Source organism: Citrobacter werkmanii, from assembly GCF_008693645.1.
GTDB lineage: Bacteria > Pseudomonadota > Gammaproteobacteria > Enterobacterales > Enterobacteriaceae > Citrobacter > Citrobacter werkmanii.
The window spans coordinates 1,658,604-1,678,281 of the sequence record NZ_CP044101.1 but is presented as its reverse complement, the minus strand read 5'-3'; the positions used below and the strand labels follow the sequence as shown (position 1 = coordinate 1,678,281).

The window sequence follows — 19,678 nt, the reverse complement described above, 5'->3', positions numbered from 1 at the left end:
GTCAGCGCATCCGGCAAAAAATTAACAGCACTTCGCGCCGCCTTTGCCCCCATAGCGCGCATCCTGCCGCTCGCGGAAAAACTCTTCGTAGGTCATTGGCGTCTGATCCGGATGCGTGACGCGCATATGCTCAACATAGTTGTCATAATCCGGCACACCGATCATCAAGCGGGCGGTTTGCCCTAAATACTTCCCGGCTTTGGAGAGCGTTTCAAACATAGTGATTCCCTGTCGTACAAACACCCTCCCCGTACCGGAGAGGGCTTGTTGGTTAAGAGAATATTAGTGCGCGCCTTTCGCCTGCGCCACGATCTCTTCGACATTCTCGGGCATTGGTTCGTACGGCGTTTCTTTCGAAGTTGGTTTGTCCTCTTTCAGCGCTGCCAGCGCAGTTTTAATCGAGAACAGCCCCAGCACCACGACGACCACCATGAAGAAAATAGTGAGCCCCGCGTCCAGACGGTTGTTAAACACCAGTTGCGTCAGCTGCGACTGGGTGTACTGCGCCGGAATATTACCGCTGTCGATCATCGCCTGGAACTTGTTGGCGATAGCCAGGAAGCCAATTTTCGCATCCGGGCTAAACGCTTTCTGCCAGCCCGCAGTCAGAGTACAAATCAGCAGCCAGGCCGTTGGCACCAGCGCCACCCATGCGTAGCGCTGACGTTTCATCTTGAACAGCACCACCGCACAGAGCATCAATGCCATACCGGCCAGCATCTGGTTGGCGATACCAAACAGCGGCCATAGGGTGTTGATACCGCCCAGTGGATCCACCACGCCCTGGTGTAAGAAGTACCCCCAGGCCAGTACGCACAGCGCTGTAGCCAGCAGGTTCGCAGGCAGTGAGTCGGTACGTTTCAGGCTCGGTGATACCACGCCCAACAGATCCTGCAGCATAAAGCGTGCGGCGCGTGTACCGGCGTCAACCGCCGTCAGAATAAACAGGGCTTCAAACAGAATGGCGAAGTGATACCAGAACGCCACATCCATCATGCCGCCCAGCGCACCATGCAGAATATACGCCATCCCAACGGCCAGCGTCGGCGCACCGCCTGCGCGGGAAATGATGGATTGTTCGCCGACTTCATTGGCGATTTGATGCAAGGTGTCCGGAGTAATAGCAAAGCCCCAACTGCTGACCACCTGCGCCGCAGAAGCCACGACATCCGCCGTACCCGCCGGAGCCAACACCGCCATCGGGCTGTTCATCGCAAAGTACACGCCCGGATCGATGATGCACGCGGAAACCAGCGCCATAATGGCGACAAAGGATTCCATTAACATTCCGCCATAGCCGATAAAACAGGCCTGCCCTTCGTTCGCCAGCATCTTCGGCGTGGTACCGGAAGAGATCAGCGCGTGGAAGCCAGATACCGCACCACAGGCAATGGTAATAAACAGGAACGGGAACAGGTTACCGGTCCAGACCGGGCCAGTACCGTCAACAAACTTGGTCAGCGCAGGCATGGTCAGCGTCGGACGCATGATCAAAATCCCTACCGCCAGGCCAACAATAGTGCCGATTTTCAGGAAAGTAGAGAGATAATCACGTGGGGCCAGCAACAGCCATACCGGCAGCACGGCAGCGACAAAGCCGTAGCCCACCAGCATCCACGTCAGTTGTACGCCGGTAAAGTCAAAATACGGTGCCCAGGTCGGACTTTCGGCCACCCAACCGCCGGAAATAATGGCAAACACCAGGAATACCAGACCGATGACCGACACTTCGCCAATGCGGCCCGGACGCAGATAACGCAGGTAGATCCCCATAAAGATCGCCAGCGGAATGGTAAACGCGACGGTGTAGGTTCCCCACGGGCTGTGGGTCAGCGCTTTCACGACGATCATCGCCAGTACCGCGAGGATAATCACCATGATCATAAAACAGGCTACCAGCGCAATAACGCCCGCCGTTGGGCCCATCTCTTCTTTCACCAGTTCGCCAAGGGAACGACCATCGCGACGGGTAGAAACAAACAGCACCATGAAGTCCTGCACAGCCCCCGCGAGTACCACCCCGGCAAGCAGCCAGATCATACCCGGCAGATAACCCATTTGTGCCGCCAGTACCGGCCCGACTAACGGACCCGCCCCGGCAATCGCCGCAAAATGGTGACCGAACAGCACTTTTTTATCGGTAGGAACATAATCCAGACCGTCGTTATGGCGCACGGCTGGCGTCATACGCGTCGGGTCCAGCGCCAGCACATTTTTCGCAATGTACAGGCCATAGAAACGGTAAGCGATAAGGTAGACACAGACCGACGCCACGACTATCCACAACGCGTTGATCTGTTCACCACGGTTTAATGCGATATAGCCGAGGGCAAATGCTCCCATCACGGAGAGCACTGTCCAGACGAGGTACTTCCCTGATTTATTCATATTGATTATCCGTTGTCCAGGTCAGAGAGATGTTACATTTTGTTTCTATAACATCTTTTCTGAATTTAACAACATGACAACCATACAAACCCGAAGTATCACTGAGTTTTTACATTGCAGTGTTAACTAGATCACTTCATTTACCTGTTAACCCTGCAATTTCATTTTACTTTGTCGGGCGACTTCACCCCATCACCGCAGTACCTAATCGGCAGGTACAACAGCGTCGTCCTTGCTCATCAAAGATGACGATTTCCCAGCTTTGATTCTGCCGTCCAAGATGCAGCGGCTGACAAACGCCGCGCACTTTGCCCTGCGAAACCGCCCGATGGTGCGTGGCGTTCAGTTCTGTACCGACTACACACTGCCCGTCGCGGGTCATCAGATAACCCGCCATTGAACCCAATGTTTCGGCCAGTGCCGCCGACGCGCCGCCGTGCAGCAAACCAAACGGCTGATGCGTGCGGGTATCAACCGGCATTTCGGCCTCCAGCACATCATCGCCCAGTCGGGTATAAAGGATGCCTAAGTGCGCGACCATGGTGTTGTGGCTGGTGGCATTTAATTCATCCAGCGTGAGATGGCGTTTCCAGATCATCATCATGCTCCCAGCGTTGAGCCGCCATCCACCACGATATCCTGTAGCGTAATGTGGCTGGCAAGGTCGGAGGCGAGGAATAAAATGGTGTTGGCGATCTCCTGCGGTCGGGCGATTTTCCCCAACGGGATACCAAGCTTAAACTGTTCGCCAAACCCGCGAATACGCTGCTCCTCCGCGTCATCACTGACCCATAACGTGCGCTGCATGTCAGTATCGGTCGAGCCTGGCGAAACCACATTACAGCGCACACCGCTGCCCGCCAGTTCCAGTCCGACGGTGAGCGCCAGGCTTTTTAGCGCAGCTTTTGACGCTCCATAAGCGCTCATGCCGATACGCGGTGTGTGCGCCGCATCTGAGGCGACGGTCACGATCGCCCCGCCCTGCTGGCGACGAAACTGCGCCATCGTCTGCTGAAACAGATTGAACGCGCCGCCAACGTTAACGGCAAACGTCTGCTGCCACTCTTCAACGCTCAGTGCGTCAGTGGCCCCCATGCGCAGAATACCAGCGGCATTGACCAACACATCCAGCCGATCGCACGCTTTAAGGACACGCTGGGACACCTCAGTCACCTGCCCGGCATCGGCCACATCCAGCACTTCGGTCGCAAACGGGTAGTTATCCTGAGGAAATTCGCGATCGAAGCCAGTCACCTGCGCGCCAGCTTTCACAAATGCCAGTGCCGTAGTGTAGCCAATGCCTTTACCCGCGCCGGTCACCCAGATGGTTTTCCCGGTAAAATCAAATCCGGCCATCAGTTCACCTCGCGGGAGAGTAGCTTCCACCAGGCGTCTATGGTCGGGTTTTTCGCCAGCATCACGAAATCAATATCGCCATGAACTTTACGCCAGCGTGCCGACAGCGCCATCATGCGCACGGAATCCAGCCCGTAGTCGATCAGGTTTTCGTCATCCATTGGCTCCTCGGACTCATCCAACAGCGGCAGAATCACGCTGCGCAGCGCCTCTTTACTCGCCGGAACCGGCGTTGGCAAAAGTTCCTGGGTCATCACCACCCGACCGGAACGTCCCGCCACGTATTTCAGCGACATCAGGTGTTCATCACGGCTGAAGTCCGCCAGCGCATCGGCGACCATAAACGGCTTGATATCGCGCATAAAAGCGTCAGTCGCAGTGGTCATGCAGCCAATATGGGCATACACACCGGTAATAATCAGTTGATTTCGGCCAGTGTCTTTAAGCATCTGCTCCAGCGGAGAGCGATGAAATGCGCTGTAACGCCATTTCACCAGGATGGTATCCGCCTCATCGGGAGCCAGCGCATCAACGATTTTTTGCTGTTCCGGCGAACGCGTCAGGCCTGGTCCCCACATATCATTCAGCAGGGCGCGGTCTTCATCGCTCTGTTCTTTGGGTTGCGCGGTGTAATACACCGGAATGTTGTGCTCTTTGCAGAACTGACGCAGTGCGGCAATGTTAGCCACCACTTGCGCCATCATCGGGCAGTTATCCCCCCAAAAGCCGATAAAATAGTCCTGCATGTCGTGGATCAGCAGCGCGGCGCGTTCAGGTTCAAACGTCCAGTCGACTTTATTGGCTGGAACATCAAGCGCCGTAGGCAGTGCATAAGCCTGCAGTTTAGGAATTGCCATCTCTTTTTCTCCTTCAGGCCAGTGAACGTGACGCCAGCCACTGACGTAATTGTTTTTTATCCACTTTACCGACCGGGGTTAGCGGGAGTGACTCAACGCACTCCACACGGTCAGGTAATTTGAATTCCGCCACGCCCTGGTCACGCAGGAAACGGCGCGCCTGCACCGCGCGCAGCGGCTCTTTCACCACCAGCCATGCACAGCTTTTCTCGCCCATCAGTTCGTCATCCATACTGACCAGGGCTGCATGGATCACCGATGGGTGGCGTAACAGTAGGTTTTCAATTTCTTCTGCTGCGATCTTCTCGCCACCCCGGTTGATCTGATCCTTCTCACGCCCTTGTACGGTGATATAGCCATCCTGATCGATAGCGATCAGATCGCCGGAGCAGTAAAAACCGTTGGCGTCAAAGGCGCTGGCATTGTGCTCCGGGCTGTTGAAGTAACCCCGGAAGGTGTACGGACCTCGCGTCATCAGGCGGCCTGTTTCGCCCTGCGCCAGGGGATTACCATCAGCATCGGCGACCCAGACTTCATCATCCGGACACATCGGACGGCCTTGGGTATTGATGATGCGCTCAGGGCTGTCGTCCAGACGGGTGTAGTTCACCAGCCCTTCCGCCATGCCAAAAACCTGCTGCAACTGGCAGCCAATCTCCGCCGGAATACGCGCCGCAAGCGAGGCGGAAAGCCGTGCCCCACCGACCTGCAGCAGCGTCAGCGAAGCCAATTGCGCATTGCTCCCCCACTCCGCAATCGCCTGCAGCCACAGGCTCACCGCCGGCGGCACCAGCGCCGTGACGTTAACCTGATGCTGTTCAATCAGCGGGAAACATAAGGTTGCGCTCGGGTCAGCCGCCAGAACCACGGTGCCGCCAGCCAGGAACACGCCAAGCGAACCAGGCGAACTCATGGCGTAGTTATGCGCCGCCGGGATCGCGCACAGATAGCGCGTTTCCCCGGTGAAGCGGCAGATCTCATTACTGCGACGCACACTGTAGTAGTAATCGTTATGGGTACGAGGAATAAGCTTCGGCGTCCCGGTGGTACCGCCAGAAAGCTGGAAGTACGCCACTTCATCAGCAGGCGATGGCGTCGCGGTAAAATCAGCCGCAGGCTGGTCTATCGCCATTTGCAGGTTATGTTCGCCTTCATCATTGCGCAGTTGCACCACGCGCACTGAATTGTGTTCAGCCACAAAGGTATTGAGAAAATCTTCCCCGCTAAACAGCGCATGCTGGCGATCGGCGATCAGTAACGCGGGTGCGATCTGTTTAGCATAAGCATTGAGTTCGTTACGCTGATGGCTAAACAGCGCCAGCACCGGAGCGACGCCCAGCTTGAGCAGCGCAAAGAACGTGATGTACAGCTCCGCCACATTGCCCAGTTGTACCAATGCGGTTTCGCCAGGTTTGATTCCCTGACGACGCAGGCTGCAGGCGAGATTGTCAGTCGCCTGATTCAACTGGCGATAGCTCAGATGGCGTTCACCATCAATGACCGCCGTATGATCGCTCTCGGCGTGACGGGTCAGAATGTCGGTCAGCGGCAAATCCTGCCAGTAGCCTTTTTCACGGTAACGGCGGGCAAACTCCTCCGGCCAACGGGTGAAAGGAATACGCATCATGGCTCCTTAATGCAGTCCAAAAACATTCAACATGGTGGCAAGCTTGGCTCCCGTTTCACGCCATTCCGCAACCGGAGAAGACGCAGGCACAATACCGGCGCCGGCAAAGAAACGAACCTGATTACGCAGCAGCTTCGCGCAGCGGATCGTCACCACCCATTCGCCATTACCTTCAGCATCACACCAGCCGACAATGCCGCCGAACAAGTCGCGATCGAACGTCTCCAGCTCGGCGATAATGTTGCGCGCAACCTGATGCGGGAAACCGCTCAGCGCAGGCGTCGGATGCAACAGGCACGCCAGCGTCAGCGCGTTTTCCTCTGCGTTGGCTTTTCCTTCAAACGGCGTGCCGAGGTGCCAGAGCGTAGGCGTAGTAACCAGTTGCGGAGAGGAAGGCAGCTGCAATTCACTGCTGCGATCGCGCAACACGGCTTTCATCGCCTGCGTCACCAGGTCGTGCTCATGGCGATCCTTCTCAGACGCCAGCAGGCGGATCCCTGCTTCCCTGTCCAGCACATCATCAGGCTGACGGCGCGCCGAACCGGCCAGCGGCAGCGAGCTAAAACGATCGCCTTCTTTGCGCAACAGCAGTTCCGGGCTGGCGCCAAGCAATACGCCACCGTCGTCAATGGGGACATGGAAGTTGTAACTCGCCGGATTTTGCGCCACCAGACGCTCCAGCAGCGCACCGCTGTCAATGTTGGCATCGGTGGTGATATCGATCAGACGTGACAACACCACTTTGTCGACTTCCGGCGTGGCCGTCAGCGCAGCCGCCCGGGCAACCATCTCTTCAAAAAAGTCCTGTTCCGGAATCGATTTACGCTCAACCACGTTTAACGACTGCTGCCGATTAAAGTAACGTGATGATTGCTGCTTTGCCGTGCGAGAGAAGCTCTGCCACGATTGGGGAATAAACAGCGATGATGGCTGGCGGGTATCGAAAGGAATTGCCCCGACCATAATGGGGTTAGCGATGCCCTGCGATTTGGCATCAGCAAACAGTGCGTGCATTTTGTGTTGGAAAAGGCTGTCTGGCGAATCGCCATCAATTGCCGGTTCCGCATAGCGGGCGAAGCATCCTGACGTCGTAAAACTACGATACGGCGACATAAAGAAAAAACTGTCGGGAGCGAGCGTCGGCATAGTCTGCGTTTTTTCCTCGGCCAGTGACATATCCATATCATCCTCCAAAAATGATAAAGGCTCTAATAATGATTATCATTTATATTTTCGGTCGCTAACCTAAAAGCAAAGCGGCTGTATGTCAACTCTTGTGGCAGCACAATGTGCGACTTTGGCTTGCATCCTCGCTCGCTAACAATGAAAATGAGAAGCATTAACCATACTGATAACAGGAAGCTGATTCGTGAGTCTCCCCTCTTTTCGTCGCACCGTGCTTTTACTGACTGGTTTGTTTATTTCAGGAATTTCTTTAGGTCACGCCGCCGACTGGCCGCGTCAGATCACCGACAGCCGTGGCACGCATACGCTGGAGCATAAGCCGCAGCGCATTGTCTCCACCAGCGTCACCCTTACCGGCTCGCTGCTGGCGATTGATGCCCCGGTCATCGCCAGCGGCGCCACCACGCCGAACAACCGCATTGGCGATGCGCAGGGCTTTTTACGTCAATGGAGCGACGTGGCCAGGGAACGCAAACTCAGCCGTCTGTACATCGGCGAACCAAGTGCGGAAGCCGTCGCGGCACAAATGCCGGATCTGATTCTGGTAAGCGCCACCGGCGGCGACTCCGCCCTCGCGCTATACGATCAATTGTCCACCATTGCGCCCACGCTTATCATCAACTACGACGACAAAAGCTGGCAGACGTTGCTGACGCAACTGGGTGAAATTACCGGTCAGGAACCGCAGGCAGCCGCGCGAATTGCCGAATTTGATAAGCAACTGCAAGCGGTTAAGCAACGTATCACCCTACCGCCACAGCCGGTCAACGCGCTGGTCTATACCGCTGCGGCGCACAGCGCCAATCTTTGGACGCCTGAGTCAGCACAGGGCAAGCTGATGGAACAGTTAGGCTTCACGCTGGCGCCGCTACCTGCCGGTTTGCACACCAGCCAGAGCCAGGGCAAACGCCACGATATCATCCAGCTTGGCGGTGAAAATCTGGCGGCTGGCCTGAACGGCGAAGCGCTGTTCCTGTTTGCTGGCGACAGCAAAGATGCCGACGCCATTTATGCCAATCCGCTTCTGGCGCATCTGCCAGCCGTGCAAAATAAACGTGTTTACGCCCTGGGCACGGAAACCTTCCGTCTCGACTACTACAGCGCGACGCTGCTGTTGCAACGTCTGTCAGCTCTCTTTTAATCGCCAGCGCCGGATGCGGCTAACGCCCTATCCGGCCCGTCAGGTATTCACAGGCATTTGCCGGAATCGACGTAATTCCCCCAGCAACAACAGCAGTAGCAGACCGACAATCACCAGCCCAAATCCACTTACGCTTGCCGAGGCGACCGGCGTCATCATCGCACCCAAACCACCTAACAACGCCGCGCCAATCGCGTCCCCGGTGACGTTCTGCGCCGTCCACAAACCGTTAATTCGCCCGAGCATCGCTTCTGGCGTCTGCGTCTGTAACAGGGTGTACTGCAACAAAGAGCTAACCGCACTTAACCAACCGAACAGCGCCAGGCAGACAACCCCAAGCTCCCAGACCGGCATCAACCCAAACAGACCGATAGCCAGGAATGAAGCCACGGTAGAACCCAGCATGATCAATCCCGGACGAACGCTGTGCGCCAGCTGTCCGCTGGTCAAAGCGCCCACCGCCGCGCCAAGAGGAATGGCCGCATACAACAAACCAATTTGCGCGCTCGACATCTGCCAGTTAATCGCCAGCGCCGGATACAGCACCCGCACGGCGCTCGCCATGGTCAACAGGCCGCCGAGCAGCGCAATGCCGCCAATCAGCGGACTGGCGAGCAAAAAGCGAAATGCGGCCAGCAGCGATTTCAGCGGATGCTCGCGCGGCTGCGGCGGTGGAGGTAACGCGGGAAGGCTCAATAAAGGCAGTAAGGTTATGAACGTGCCTGCCGCCGCCAGCCCGTAGTTCCAGGCCACGTCACCGGTCGCCAGCAGCACTCCACCAAGCATCGGCGAAATGACCGAACCCAAACGCACCGTCAGCATGGTAATCGCCCCGGCCTGCATCAAATTCTCCCTCCCGACCAACGCCGGCGTTGCTGCCAGCAAAGCCGTCACGCCCAGCGAGGCAAAGAAACCGTCCCATAAGCCAAGCAGATAAATCGCCAGTAACGACGGTTCGGGCAGCAGCGCATTCAGACACAAACCAATAAAGCCGACGCCACAGGTTCCACGCGCCAACAGGATCACTTTTTTACGCTCATAGCGGTCGGCCAGTACACCGCCAACCATCAGGCCAATAAACATTGCGCTACCGGTCAACGTCACCGATAAACCCACTTGCCAGGTCGACTGGGTCATCATCTGGATCTGTACCGGAACCGCCACACCGAGTAGCCCCAAAGAGACAATGGAAATAAAACGAGCGAGGAAGACGGCGCGAAATGCAGGGTGGGTTTTTAACAGGCTGAGGTTAAGCAGCCAGGATTGTCGATTCATTACAGAGCCTTACCAGGTACTTTTTCAATATCCATTCGATGGCTGCACATGCTAACATATCCAAATAAGATCGATAACGATAATTACTATCATTATCAGGGAAGTTGATATGTCATGCTCTGTTTCCGCGACACGCGCTTTCGCCGTGCCCGGACTATTGTTATTACTTGTTCTCACCACGGTATTAAGTCTGGTCATTGGCGCAAAATCGCTACCTGCATCCGTGGTGCTGGATGCACTCACCGGCAGTTGCCAAAGCGCGGATTGCACCATCGTGCTGGACGCGCGACTGCCACGCACGCTGGCAGGACTGCTCGCCGGCGGCGCGCTGGGTCTGGCGGGCGCCTTAATGCAAACGCTCACGCGTAACCCGCTCGCCGATCCGGGGATCCTTGGCGTTAATTCTGGCGCCAGCTTCGCCATCGTGCTGGGCGCGTCGCTGTTCGGTTTCTCTTCCCCACAGGAACAATTGCTGATGGCTTTTTCCGGGGCGCTGATCGCCTCGCTGATTGTAGCGTTTACCGGTAGCCAGGGCGGCGGGCAGCTCAGTCCGGTACGACTGACGCTGGCGGGCGTTGCGCTGGGTGCAGTACTCGAGGGGCTATCCACCGGCATCGCCCTACTCAACCCGGACGTCTACGATCAGTTGCGCTTCTGGCAGGCCGGTTCGCTGGATATCCGCAGCCTGCAAACGCTGAAGGTGGTGCTGGTGCCGATATTGATTGCCGCGGCTGCCGCATTGTTTCTCAGCCGCGCCCTGAATAGCCTGAGTCTTGGTAGCGACACTGCTACCGCGCTGGGCAGTAAAGTCGCCCGCACGCAGTTTATCGGCCTGCTGGCGATCACCGTCCTGTGCGGCAGCGCGACCGCAATTGTCGGTCCTATCGCCTTTATCGGCCTGATGATGCCGCATATGGCGCGCTGGCTGGTGGGGGCGGATCACCGCTGGTCATTGCCCGTCACCCTGCTGGCAACCCCCTCTCTGCTGTTAATTGCCGATATTATCGGGCGTGTGATTGTCCCCGGCGAACTGCGTGTTTCGGTGGTCAGCGCATTTATCGGCGCGCCGGTGCTCATCTTTCTGGTTCGCCGTAAATCGCGCGGGGGTGGCGCATGATGCACCTCTCCCGTCGTCTGATTATCAGCAGTCTGCTGCTGGTTGTAGGCTGTCTCGCCGTTGGGTTGTGGAGCCTGCGTAGCGGCGTCGTTACGCTGGAAACTCAGCAAATTATTGCCGCTCTGTTCGGCGATGCGCCGCGCAGTATCACGCTGGTGGTCACCGAATGGCGTTTGCCGCGCGTGCTCATGGCGTTATTGATTGGCGCGGCGCTCGGCGTGAGCGGCGCAATATTTCAGTCGCTGATGCGCAACCCGCTGGGCAGCCCGGATGTGATGGGTTTCAATACCGGTGCCTGGAGCGGTGTACTGGTGGCAATGGTGCTGTTTGGACAGCATCTCACCGCTATCGCGCTGGCGGCTATGCTGGGTGGGATCCTGACTTCACTGGTGGTCTGGGCGCTCGCCTGGCGCAACGGCATCGACACCTTCCGGCTGATTATTATCGGTATCGGCATACGCGCTATGCTGGTGGCGTTCAACACCTGGCTGCTGCTGAAAGCGTCATTAGAAACCGCATTAACGGCCGGACTGTGGAACGCCGGCTCGCTCAATGGCCTGACCTGGGCCAAGACCTGGCCTTCTGCCCCGCTGATTATTGTGATGCTGGTGTGCGCCACACTGCTGGTGCGCCGGATGCGTTTACTGGAAATGGGTGACGACAGCGCCTGTGCGCTAGGCGTCAGCGTTGAGCGTTCGCGTCTGATGATGATGCTGGTCGCCGTGGTACTGACCGCCGCCGCCACCGCGCTGGCAGGTCCAATTTCCTTTATTGCTCTCGTCGCCCCCCATATTGCGCGTCGACTTAGCGGCACATCCCGCTGGGGATTAACCCTGTCAGCGCTATGCGGCGCGCTGCTGCTGCTGATGGCGGATTTATGCGCCCAACAGCTGTTTATGCCTTATCAGCTTCCGGTGGGCGTTGTCACCGTAAGCCTCGGCGGTATTTATCTTATCGTCTTGTTAATTCAGGAGTCCCGCAAAAAATGATCGAATCAGTTGCCCGTTTGCGCGGCGACCAGTTAACGCTGGGTTATGGCAAGTTTACCGTCGCGGAAAATCTCAATGTGTCGATTCCCGACGGTCACTTTACCGCGATTATTGGGCCAAACGGCTGCGGGAAATCAACGCTACTGCGCACACTGAGTCGTCTGATGACGCCCGCCCACGGCAAGGTTTGGCTCGACGGTGAGCATATTCAGCACTATGCCAGCAAAGAGGTCGCACGCAGAATAGGTTTGCTGGCGCAAAACGCCACCACGCCGGGTGATATTACCGTACAGGAGCTGGTTGCTCGCGGGCGTTACCCACATCAGCCGCTGTTTACCCGCTGGCGGCAAGAAGATGAAATCGCGGTAAACACAGCGATGCAGGCCACAGGGATCACCCATCTGGCGGCGCAAAGTGTAGATACGCTTTCCGGCGGACAACGCCAGCGCGCATGGATTGCAATGGTGCTGGCGCAGGAAACATCGATTATGTTGCTCGATGAACCCACCACTTGGCTGGATATCAGTCATCAGATTGATCTGCTGGAGCTGCTCAGTGAGCTAAACCGGGAGAAGGGTTATACGCTGGCCGCCGTTCTGCACGACCTCAATCAGGCCTGTCGCTATGCAACGCACCTGATTGCACTGCGTGACGGAAAAATTATTGCCGAGGGGGCGCCGAAGGAGATAGTTACGGCGGAGCTTATCGAAAAAATCTATGGATTACGCTGTATGATTATCGACGATCCGGTTGCCGGCACGCCGTTAGTCGTAGCGCTAGGGCGCAACAAATAGCGAGAGTTAACGTATGGCGGCTGCCTGCCGCCATACGGCAATTAATCACACCAGTTGCTGATCGATAAACGCCATTTTTTGCTTACGCGACACCATGGCGTAGTTCAGCAGAACGCCGCCACAGGCCACCATACCACCCAGTAACGCAGCCAGAATAACGATCATCGATTTAGCCGGACCATCTTTTTTCACCGGCAGCGAAGGTGAAAGCTGATATTTAAACGGCGTAAATTTTACGTCGCTCACGTTCATGGCTAACAGTTGATCAACGTGATATTGGCGGTTACGTAATTCTCCGTTAATTTCCGCAACATCTGTTACTGATTTTTCAATTTCTAATTTACGCGAGATACCATCAGCGCCCAGTGAAATAGAGAAATCAGGATCATCTTTCACCGCCTGGCCGTTACTGTAGACCGGCTTTTTAATCCCGGCGGCATTCGCAATCTCCAGGGAGTAGTTGAGGCGCTGAATATTTGCTTCCATCTGGTTTTTGAGCCTGACGCGATCCATCGCCAGTCTTTCTTTTTCATAACTGGTTTTGATGAACAGTTTATTGCGAATATCTTCCAGCGTTTCTTTCTCAACAATAGAAGAAATATAATGGATATAACCCTGTAGCACAGACTGGGCTTCTTCGGCCTGAGGGGCGGTAAAGCTCAGTGTCCATGAGGTATACAGCGAGGTCTCACTCTTTTTTCCCGCATTGCTATCAACCGCGGTCATTTTTTCACCGAGCCTGACGATTGCCCGATGCAGGTCCATTTCGTCAATATCAGCGCCCTTCAATTGCTCCATCACATAGGGTGAAGAACGCAGATAATCTTCTAACAATGAGGGCGACTGAAATTTTTTGATAAACAGGTTAAACACATCACTGCGGCTGACGTTAATATCCATATCCAGCACGCGCAATTTGGTCAACGTATTCTCGAGATCCTGCCACTGAACGGGTTCTGCCGGCGTCACGATGGCCTGACTGGTCCATTTTTGCGGCAGCAGGAAAGAGACCAGAATACCCACGCAGGCAAAAGCGAAAACGGTAGCCACAATTTTCGTCCTGGCGCGCCATAAGATTTCGACCAGGTTAATTAAATCAATTTCGTTGGCGTTTACCGTAGGCTGAGGATAAGCAGTAAATTCCGAAACGTTGTCTTGCTTAATATTCAATGATGACATGTTGCGTGACCTGAAAACTTTCCCAAAAGAAAAACACTCCCGTGGAGAAGTCTACCAGCTAGTCAGAATTATCTGAAACTTTCTTTACGCATCTGCCCCTACCAAAAATTATCTTCGGAATTTATTCACTCCCTTCGCCACCCCATTCCACACCAAAGCAACAACTCCACAACATGACATTGCATTATGGAGTTGTTCGATTGCCGTAATAGCAAAAGTGACTTTGTTACGCAGATTGATTAATCAACGCATTGATTACAGGCCCTATCGTCACAAACGCGGTGGGAGAAATGATGTCGACATGCGCGCAGTCGTGATGATAAACCTCCAGACTGGATATCCATGGTGACCAACTACGTTCAGGGCTAACGCCCTGCGGTAATGTGCGTTCAGCCACGAACAACGTAGCGTGACCCGCAAAAGCTACGCTGTGGGCTGTGGTTAACAGGCGAACCGCATCCGCATAATTGCCTTCGATAGCGTTGAATAACGCGTCAGACGCATTCCCCTGCTGTGCGGCCAGGAACGCTTCACGTTCACGCTCGATCTCCGCCAGTACGGTAGGATCCAAGCCATTGGCCTCTTTTTCCTGCCAATTTTGCGTTTCAGGCGGCCAGGTATCCAGCAGCCCCAGGAAGGCAACATCCTCCCCCCGGGCGTGTAAACGCGCGGCAATCCCCTGCGCCAGCGTCCCCCCCAGCGAGTAACCTAATAAATAGTATGGACCGTGAGGCTGCTGGTTAAGCAGCGTTGCCAGATGATGGTCACATACCGCATCGAGGTTTTCCGCCGTTTGCATGGGTCCATCCGGTCGCGGCGACTGAATGCCTGTAATCGACCACTGCGGGCTGAGGTAACGCGACAGCACGCTAAACTGCCAGGCAAAACCCGACGCGGGATGGAAGCAAAACAGCGTTGGGCCGTGACTTTCACGCAGCGGCAGCAGCGTCTCAAACCCCAGATGCTGCGACTGTTCATCATCATCACTCTCCAGCAATGCGCTGAGTTGTTCAACGGTAGAAGCCACCATAATCTGACCTGGCGTCACCTGTCGTTCAAACATACGACTCAATTGCGCCGCCAGCTTCATCGCCAGCAGAGAATGTCCGCCCAGCGCGAAGAAATCTGCCTCCACATCATTGACCTCACAATCCAGCAAGGCCGCAAAAGAGTGCGCAATGGTGGTTTCGATCCCAGGGTGCGGCGCACGTCCCGTTGTACGTGATGTTAACTGAGGCATCGGTAACGCTTTACGATCCAATTTACCGTTCGCGCTGAGCGGCAGCTCCGCCAGTTGCAACAATACCGTTGGCACCATATGCGCTGGCAGTTTTTCGCGCAGACTCTCCCGCAATGCAGAGGTGTCCAGCGGTAAACCCGATTGCGACACCAGATACCCCACCAGTTGACGCGCATCGCCGCCGGTCGCCGCAGCCTGATTAAATACGCAGGCATGGGCAACAGCATGCTCGACGTCGGGCAGTTGCTGCATCACCCGATCAATTTCCCCCAGTTCAATACGCTGTCCGCGAATTTTAAGCTGGTCATCGCTGCGCCCCAGGTATTCCACCGCACCATTTTCCAGCCAGCGGGCCACATCCCCGGTACGGTACATGCGTTCACCGGCATTGAACGGATCGGCGATAAAGCGGCTTGCCGTCAGATCCGCTCGTCCCAGATAACCCTGCGCCAGTTGGATCCCCGTCAGGTATAGATCACCCGCTACGCCGAAGGGCACCGGACGCATCATGGCATCGAGGATCCGCAAACCGGTGTTCCATACCGGATAACCAATCGGCACGCTGTTGCCGGTTACGGCGGCGAGCGCTTCCCCCCAGGCCGGATACCAGCTCACATCAACCGCCGCTTCAGTTGGTCCGTACAAATTGTGCAACGGCGCATGGGTTAACTGTTCCCACTCACGACATAAATCTGCAGGCAAGGCTTCGCCGCTGCAGAATACCTGCTTCAGCGAAGCACAACTTTTCTGCGCAGTTTCTGGCGTCAATGACGCAATAAAAGCAGCCAGCATGGAAGGAACAAAGTGAGTGGTCGTCACCCCGTATTGGGCGAAGAATTGCTGCATCGCCAGCGGATCGCGATGCGCCTCGGGCTCCGCCATCACCAATTTTGCGCCGGCAATAAACGGCCAGAAAAATTCCCACACCGAGACATCAAAACTGCATGGTGTTTTTTGCGCCACCACATCCTCTGCCGTCAGCGGATAGTGATTTTGCATCCATAACAGGCGATTGACGATCGCCGTTTGCCCGACCATCACCCCTTTGGGTCTGCCGGTAGAACCGGAAGTAAAAATGATATAGGCCGTTTGATGCGGTTGAGAGAGGGCCAACGGCGCGGTATCTCCCGCTGGCAGCGGCGCGTTGTAGCACAGACTTTCCAGCCCCGGGATATCGCCAAAGCGCGCCAGTTGATCATCGGTGGCGATCACTAATTTTGGCTTTGCATCTTCGAGCATCATCCGCAGGCGATCGTCCGGGTATCCGGTATCCAATGGCAGCCAGGCGGCTCCGGCTTCAACAATACCGTGCAGCGCCAGCGTCAAGAATACTGAACGCGGTAATGCCACGGCAACGCTGTCACCTGGCTGTACGCCCCGCGCGCGCAGTAGCTGCGCCAGCGCCACAACCTGCTGGCGCATTTCACGATAACTAAACTGATAACGAGCATCGGCCAGCGCCGGGGCATCCGGTGTTTTATCGGCCTGCTGTGCCACTAGCGCGCTCAGCGTCGTGGCCGGGATCTCCACGGTCGTGTCGTTAATCTTCGCCAGTTGCTCATACTCCGCTGGCAACAGCATCCCGGCCTCACCACAGCATAGCGCCGGATTGTCGGCAAACTGTTCGATAAGCGCGGTTAAACGCGATGCGTGTTGCGCCAGTGTCGCGGCATCATAACGCTGTTTATTGGCGAGGATTTCAATACTCAGCCCACCGTTTTCATCCGGGAATAGCGCCAGCTCAAGATCGTTGACCGGGCCTGTCGCCAGGGTATGGGTCTGCGCCTGAACGCCGGGAATATTTAGCTGATAATCGAATATTTTCACGTTCAGCACCGGGCCAAACAGCGGCTCGGTACCGGCTGCACGCCCGCTGTCGCGCACAATTTGTTCAGCGTCATAACGCTGATGTCGGCGCATTTTCTTCAACTGCCCTGCCAACCGCTGTGCCAGCGCAGGCAAGCTTTCTGCCGCATCCAGCCTCACGCCAAAGGGCAAAACGTTTAAAACCGGTCCGGTGGACGTGAGTGCCGCCGATCCCATACGCCGCATAAAGATAAATCCGGCGGCATAATCCATTCGGCTGCATAAACGTCCCAGCCACAACGCTACCAGCGCGAGGGCCAGATCCGCACGCTGCACATCAGGCATACGTGCTGCAAGCTGGCGGAACGCGCCTTCAGGCGCGGTGAGCTTCAGACGAATAATATCGGCACTGGCCGAGCGCCCCGGCAACGGTTTGTTCGACAACGACGCCGGGGGCGGTAACTGTTTACGCTGCTCGGTCCAGAAAGTAGCATCACGTTGCCAGGCATCGCTTTGACGATACTGTTGATACTCTTCCACGACCTCGGCAAACGGCGTAAAAGGAGAATCCGGCGTGGGTTCGCCACTCTGCCATGCGCAGTAAATGGCGGCTATCTGGCGGGTAATGGCGGGAAAGCTGAAGCCATCAACCAGCAGATGATGGTAACGCTGATACCAGTACCAGCGGTTATCACCTACCTGAATGAGCTGATGGAAAACCAACGGTTTATGGCCATCAGCGCGTAAGTCCTGTTGCAGATCGGCCTGCATCAGTGCGCGGGCTGCTTCATGTGGGTGAGATTTTTCGCGCAGGTCGAAAATTTCAGGTTCCGCGAAGGTGAGCGCAGGATCAACCCATTGCCAGACCTCACCGTTATCTTCGCTAAACCGCATCCCCAGAGTATCAGCCAGCTCCAGACCGGCAACGATTGCCTTTGCCAGCAACGGCGCGTTCAGTTCGCCGGTTAATTCTACATAGTGCGCCACGCTCCACGCCGAGGGCAAGGTGGAGAGTTTTTCCGCCATCCAAATCCCCGGCTGAGCCGCGACTAACGGTAAACGCTGAGTCATGGAGCCTCCTGCACATCAACGTAGTTTGCTGGCGTCAGCGTGGTCCAGTTTGCATCCAGCCATTGCTGGCAGGCTTCCTGCGATTGCGGTTCGCACGCGACTTGCCAGCCAGCAGGAAGTGAGCACTGCTGCGGCCAGAGGCTAAACTGACGCTGTGGGTTTTGCAGAATGTAAAACTGGCCCTGCGGATTATCGAAGGGGTTACTGAACTCCATACTCAACTCCTGTCGTGGAACATCGTCCGGTTAAATCGTCTCGGAAAGCGGCTGCCAGAGCGTCATTAGCCCTTGCATCAGGCCACCGCGCCAGCAAAGCGCATCGTGTCCGCCATCAACCTGACGCCAGAAAATAGATTGTGGTGCAGAGGGTAATTGGGCATATAGCGCCTGATTGGCACGAAAAATTATCGGCTCGCGGATCCCGGCCTCCAGAACGATACGCAGCCCCTGAACACTGATCTTGCCGCTCTTCAGTTGTTCAACAATCGCCCCATCCTGATGACCGCCGCGATGCGGCCACCAGAAAGAACCGGACTGGCTGAGCACACAGCCAAAGCGCGCGGGCCAGTTCAGCCCGGCATACAGCGCAGACAACCCGCCAAAACTTTGTCCGGCAACCACCGTGCACTGCGGATCGTCACTGAACGCAGTGGTCGTCTTCACCAGCGGCAAAAGCTCCTGCTGTACCGCCAACCAAAAATCGGCGTTACACGGCAGTTCGCGGCTACGATGAGATGTGTCGATAGCGTCAATCAGGAGATATACGGCGGGAGGGAGATCTCCGCGGTGCGTGAGCGAAGCCAGCGCAGGCCACACCGGCATACTTTGCGCCCAAAACTGACCGTCCAGCAGGATAGCCAGCGGACGTGCTTCTGGTTGGTCGTCACCGGTGGTAAATACCCATACGCGACGCGTATTGCAAAGCCTAGCGCTGTGCCATTGCAGGCAAACTGCGGGGCAATCGGGAGCCGCAGGCTGATCCCAGCCGGGCTGTACGGGAGCGTCTGGCATTTCGAGCGCTGACACCGCATGGCCACGACCTCCCCGCCAGCTCTGCGGATTGAGAGGATCGGCAATCGCCTGCGGTAACAATTGTCGCCAGCCTTCACGCAGCACGTTTCGGTCAGGCGTTTCGTCCACCGCCAGCGCGGCAAAAATGTCATCCCGCGCGGTGGGAATGAAGCAGTAGCTACCGCGCCAGTTGGCGCTGAGGGAAACACTCCAGCACCAAACATTTGTACCGTTAATGCGTTGCATCGACTGAGGGGGGACATTTTGATGATGGTCGGTGACGCCGGTGATATAGACCCACACACGACGAATGGCGGACTCTTTTTCCGTTCCCTGCGGGTCACGCCACCAGAAGGTTACCCGATAATTTCCGTTCTCTTCACGCTCCCACTCCGGGCCTTTTTTCGACTGCCACCACGCTTCGCTTCCCGTCTTTAACGTCGTCACCGCCATAACCCCATGTTTACTGTGAATTTTTATGATCTAGTGTGAAATATATTGATAATATTATTGATAACTATTTGCATTTGCAATAGCGTATTGTCGCGCTGTGGGAAGCGCGCACAGTTTTTCACCACTTATAAACCGACCTGGCGCTGCGTACTTTTTCTGGAACGGAGGGTTTACGCGGATGCGGGCGACA

The 19,678-nt window shown here is 56.1% G+C and carries 16 protein-coding genes; 4 read left to right on the top strand and 12 right to left on the bottom strand.

From position 1 onward, the window contains the following. Positions 1-21: 21 nt before the first annotated feature. The 7 genes from FOB24_RS08510 to entC all read right to left on the bottom strand — a co-directional run bounded on the left by FOB24_RS08510 (position 22) and on the right by entC (position 7,410). Positions 22-219, bottom strand: a complete 198-nt coding sequence (locus tag FOB24_RS08510; protein WP_006685574.1) for a YbdD/YjiX family protein — start codon at positions 217-219, stop codon at positions 22-24. A gap of 63 nt (positions 220-282) precedes the next feature. Continuing rightward, positions 283-2,388, bottom strand: a complete 2,106-nt coding sequence (gene cstA / locus FOB24_RS08505) for a pyruvate/proton symporter CstA (protein WP_006685575.1) — start codon at positions 2,386-2,388, stop codon at positions 283-285. A 184-nt stretch (positions 2,389-2,572) separates the two neighbouring features. Next, positions 2,573-2,986, bottom strand: a complete 414-nt coding sequence (entH, locus tag FOB24_RS08500) for a proofreading thioesterase EntH (RefSeq protein ID WP_085047763.1) — start codon at positions 2,984-2,986, stop codon at positions 2,573-2,575. Between the two features lie 2 nt (positions 2,987-2,988). After that, positions 2,989-3,744: a 2,3-dihydro-2,3-dihydroxybenzoate dehydrogenase EntA gene (entA, locus tag FOB24_RS08495; protein WP_150344784.1), complete on the bottom strand. Its 756-nt coding sequence runs from the start codon at positions 3,742-3,744 to the stop codon at positions 2,989-2,991. After that, the gene (locus tag FOB24_RS08490; protein ID WP_150344783.1) at positions 3,744-4,601 is read right to left on the bottom strand and encodes an isochorismatase; all 858 of its coding nucleotides are present in this window, start codon (positions 4,599-4,601) and stop codon (positions 3,744-3,746) included. Before FOB24_RS08490 ends, entA begins: the two co-directional genes overlap by 1 nt. 13 nt (positions 4,602-4,614) lie before the next feature. Continuing rightward, entirely contained in the window at positions 4,615-6,225 is a 1,611-nt protein-coding gene (gene entE, locus FOB24_RS08485; protein ID WP_150345569.1) for a (2,3-dihydroxybenzoyl)adenylate synthase EntE, read from the bottom strand. A 9-nt stretch (positions 6,226-6,234) separates the two neighbouring features. Further along, positions 6,235-7,410, bottom strand: a complete 1,176-nt coding sequence (gene entC, locus FOB24_RS08480; RefSeq protein ID WP_150344782.1) for an isochorismate synthase EntC — start codon at positions 7,408-7,410, stop codon at positions 6,235-6,237. Positions 7,411-7,597: 187 nt separating this feature from the next. On the opposite strand from entC, the gene fepB reads away from it, so the two are divergent. Further along, positions 7,598-8,554 carry a Fe2+-enterobactin ABC transporter substrate-binding protein gene (gene fepB, locus FOB24_RS08475; protein WP_069323131.1) on the top strand — a complete coding sequence of 319 codons (957 nt, stop codon included), beginning with the start codon at positions 7,598-7,600 and terminating at the stop codon, positions 8,552-8,554. A 39-nt stretch (positions 8,555-8,593) separates the two neighbouring features. On the opposite strand, the gene entS is transcribed toward fepB, so the two are convergent. After that, on the bottom strand, positions 8,594-9,829 hold the full coding sequence (entS, locus tag FOB24_RS08470) for an enterobactin transporter EntS (RefSeq protein ID WP_150344781.1): 1,236 nt from the start codon (positions 9,827-9,829) through the stop codon (positions 8,594-8,596). A 109-nt stretch (positions 9,830-9,938) separates the two neighbouring features. On the opposite strand from entS, the gene fepD reads away from it, so the two are divergent. Genes fepD through fepC form a run of 3 tightly spaced genes read left to right on the top strand, consistent with a single transcriptional unit; the run spans position 9,939 to position 12,729 of the window. Continuing rightward, entirely contained in the window at positions 9,939-10,946 is a 1,008-nt protein-coding gene (gene fepD, locus FOB24_RS08465) for a Fe(3+)-siderophore ABC transporter permease (protein ID WP_150344780.1), read from the top strand. Continuing rightward, a complete protein-coding gene (gene fepG / locus FOB24_RS08460) occupies positions 10,943-11,935 on the top strand; it encodes an iron-enterobactin ABC transporter permease (RefSeq protein ID WP_170973230.1) in 993 nt (330 codons plus the stop codon). The genes fepD and fepG overlap by 4 nt, the downstream gene beginning before the upstream one ends. Beyond that, entirely contained in the window at positions 11,932-12,729 is a 798-nt protein-coding gene (fepC, locus tag FOB24_RS08455; RefSeq protein ID WP_150344779.1) for an iron-enterobactin ABC transporter ATP-binding protein, read from the top strand. Before fepG ends, fepC begins: the two co-directional genes overlap by 4 nt. 45 nt (positions 12,730-12,774) lie before the next feature. Here the strand turns inward: fepC and wzz(fepE) are convergent, their stop codons facing one another. The 4 genes from wzz(fepE) to fes form a co-directional block, all read right to left on the bottom strand. After that, positions 12,775-13,908 carry an LPS O-antigen length regulator Wzz(fepE) gene (gene wzz(fepE) / locus FOB24_RS08450; protein WP_150344778.1) on the bottom strand — a complete coding sequence of 378 codons (1,134 nt, stop codon included), beginning with the start codon at positions 13,906-13,908 and terminating at the stop codon, positions 12,775-12,777. A 226-nt stretch (positions 13,909-14,134) separates the two neighbouring features. Further along, positions 14,135-18,025: an enterobactin non-ribosomal peptide synthetase EntF gene (gene entF / locus FOB24_RS08445; protein ID WP_150344777.1), complete on the bottom strand. Its 3,891-nt coding sequence runs from the start codon at positions 18,023-18,025 to the stop codon at positions 14,135-14,137. Next, complete coding sequence (locus tag FOB24_RS08440; protein ID WP_087857112.1) at positions 18,022-18,240, bottom strand: MbtH family protein; 219 nt, start codon at positions 18,238-18,240, stop codon at positions 18,022-18,024. The genes entF and FOB24_RS08440 overlap by 4 nt, the downstream gene beginning before the upstream one ends. 30 nt (positions 18,241-18,270) lie before the next feature. Continuing rightward, positions 18,271-19,488, bottom strand: coding sequence for an enterochelin esterase (gene fes / locus FOB24_RS08435; protein ID WP_150344776.1), 1,218 nt, complete (start codon positions 19,486-19,488; stop codon positions 18,271-18,273). Positions 19,489-19,678: the final 190 nt, after the last annotated feature.

What these genes read in the sequence shown, in the direction of transcription:
- FOB24_RS08510 (WP_006685574.1), bottom strand. Translation starts at nt 219, where the DNA reads ATGTTTGAAACGCTCTCCAAAGCCGGGAAGTATTTAGGGCAAACCGCC.
- cstA (WP_006685575.1), bottom strand. Translation starts at nt 2,388, where the DNA reads ATGAATAAATCAGGGAAGTACCTCGTCTGGACAGTGCTCTCCGTGATG.
- entH (WP_085047763.1), bottom strand. Translation starts at nt 2,986, where the DNA reads ATGATCTGGAAACGCCATCTCACGCTGGATGAATTAAATGCCACCAGC.
- entA (WP_150344784.1), bottom strand. Translation starts at nt 3,744, where the DNA reads ATGGCCGGATTTGATTTTACCGGGAAAACCATCTGGGTGACCGGCGCG.
- FOB24_RS08490 (WP_150344783.1), bottom strand. Translation starts at nt 4,601, where the DNA reads ATGGCAATTCCTAAACTGCAGGCTTATGCACTGCCTACGGCGCTTGAT.
- entE (WP_150345569.1), bottom strand. Translation starts at nt 6,225, where the DNA reads ATGCGTATTCCTTTCACCCGTTGGCCGGAGGAGTTTGCCCGCCGTTAC.
- entC (WP_150344782.1), bottom strand. Translation starts at nt 7,410, where the DNA reads ATGGATATGTCACTGGCCGAGGAAAAAACGCAGACTATGCCGACGCTC.
- entS (WP_150344781.1), bottom strand. Translation starts at nt 9,829, where the DNA reads ATGAATCGACAATCCTGGCTGCTTAACCTCAGCCTGTTAAAAACCCAC.
- fepD (WP_150344780.1), top strand. Translation starts at nt 9,939, where the DNA reads ATGTCATGCTCTGTTTCCGCGACACGCGCTTTCGCCGTGCCCGGACTA.
- fepG (WP_170973230.1), top strand. Translation starts at nt 10,943, where the DNA reads ATGATGCACCTCTCCCGTCGTCTGATTATCAGCAGTCTGCTGCTGGTT.
- fepC (WP_150344779.1), top strand. Translation starts at nt 11,932, where the DNA reads ATGATCGAATCAGTTGCCCGTTTGCGCGGCGACCAGTTAACGCTGGGT.
- entF (WP_150344777.1), bottom strand. Translation starts at nt 18,025, where the DNA reads ATGACTCAGCGTTTACCGTTAGTCGCGGCTCAGCCGGGGATTTGGATG.
- FOB24_RS08440 (WP_087857112.1), bottom strand. Translation starts at nt 18,240, where the DNA reads ATGGAGTTCAGTAACCCCTTCGATAATCCGCAGGGCCAGTTTTACATT.
- fes (WP_150344776.1), bottom strand. Translation starts at nt 19,488, where the DNA reads ATGGCGGTGACGACGTTAAAGACGGGAAGCGAAGCGTGGTGGCAGTCG.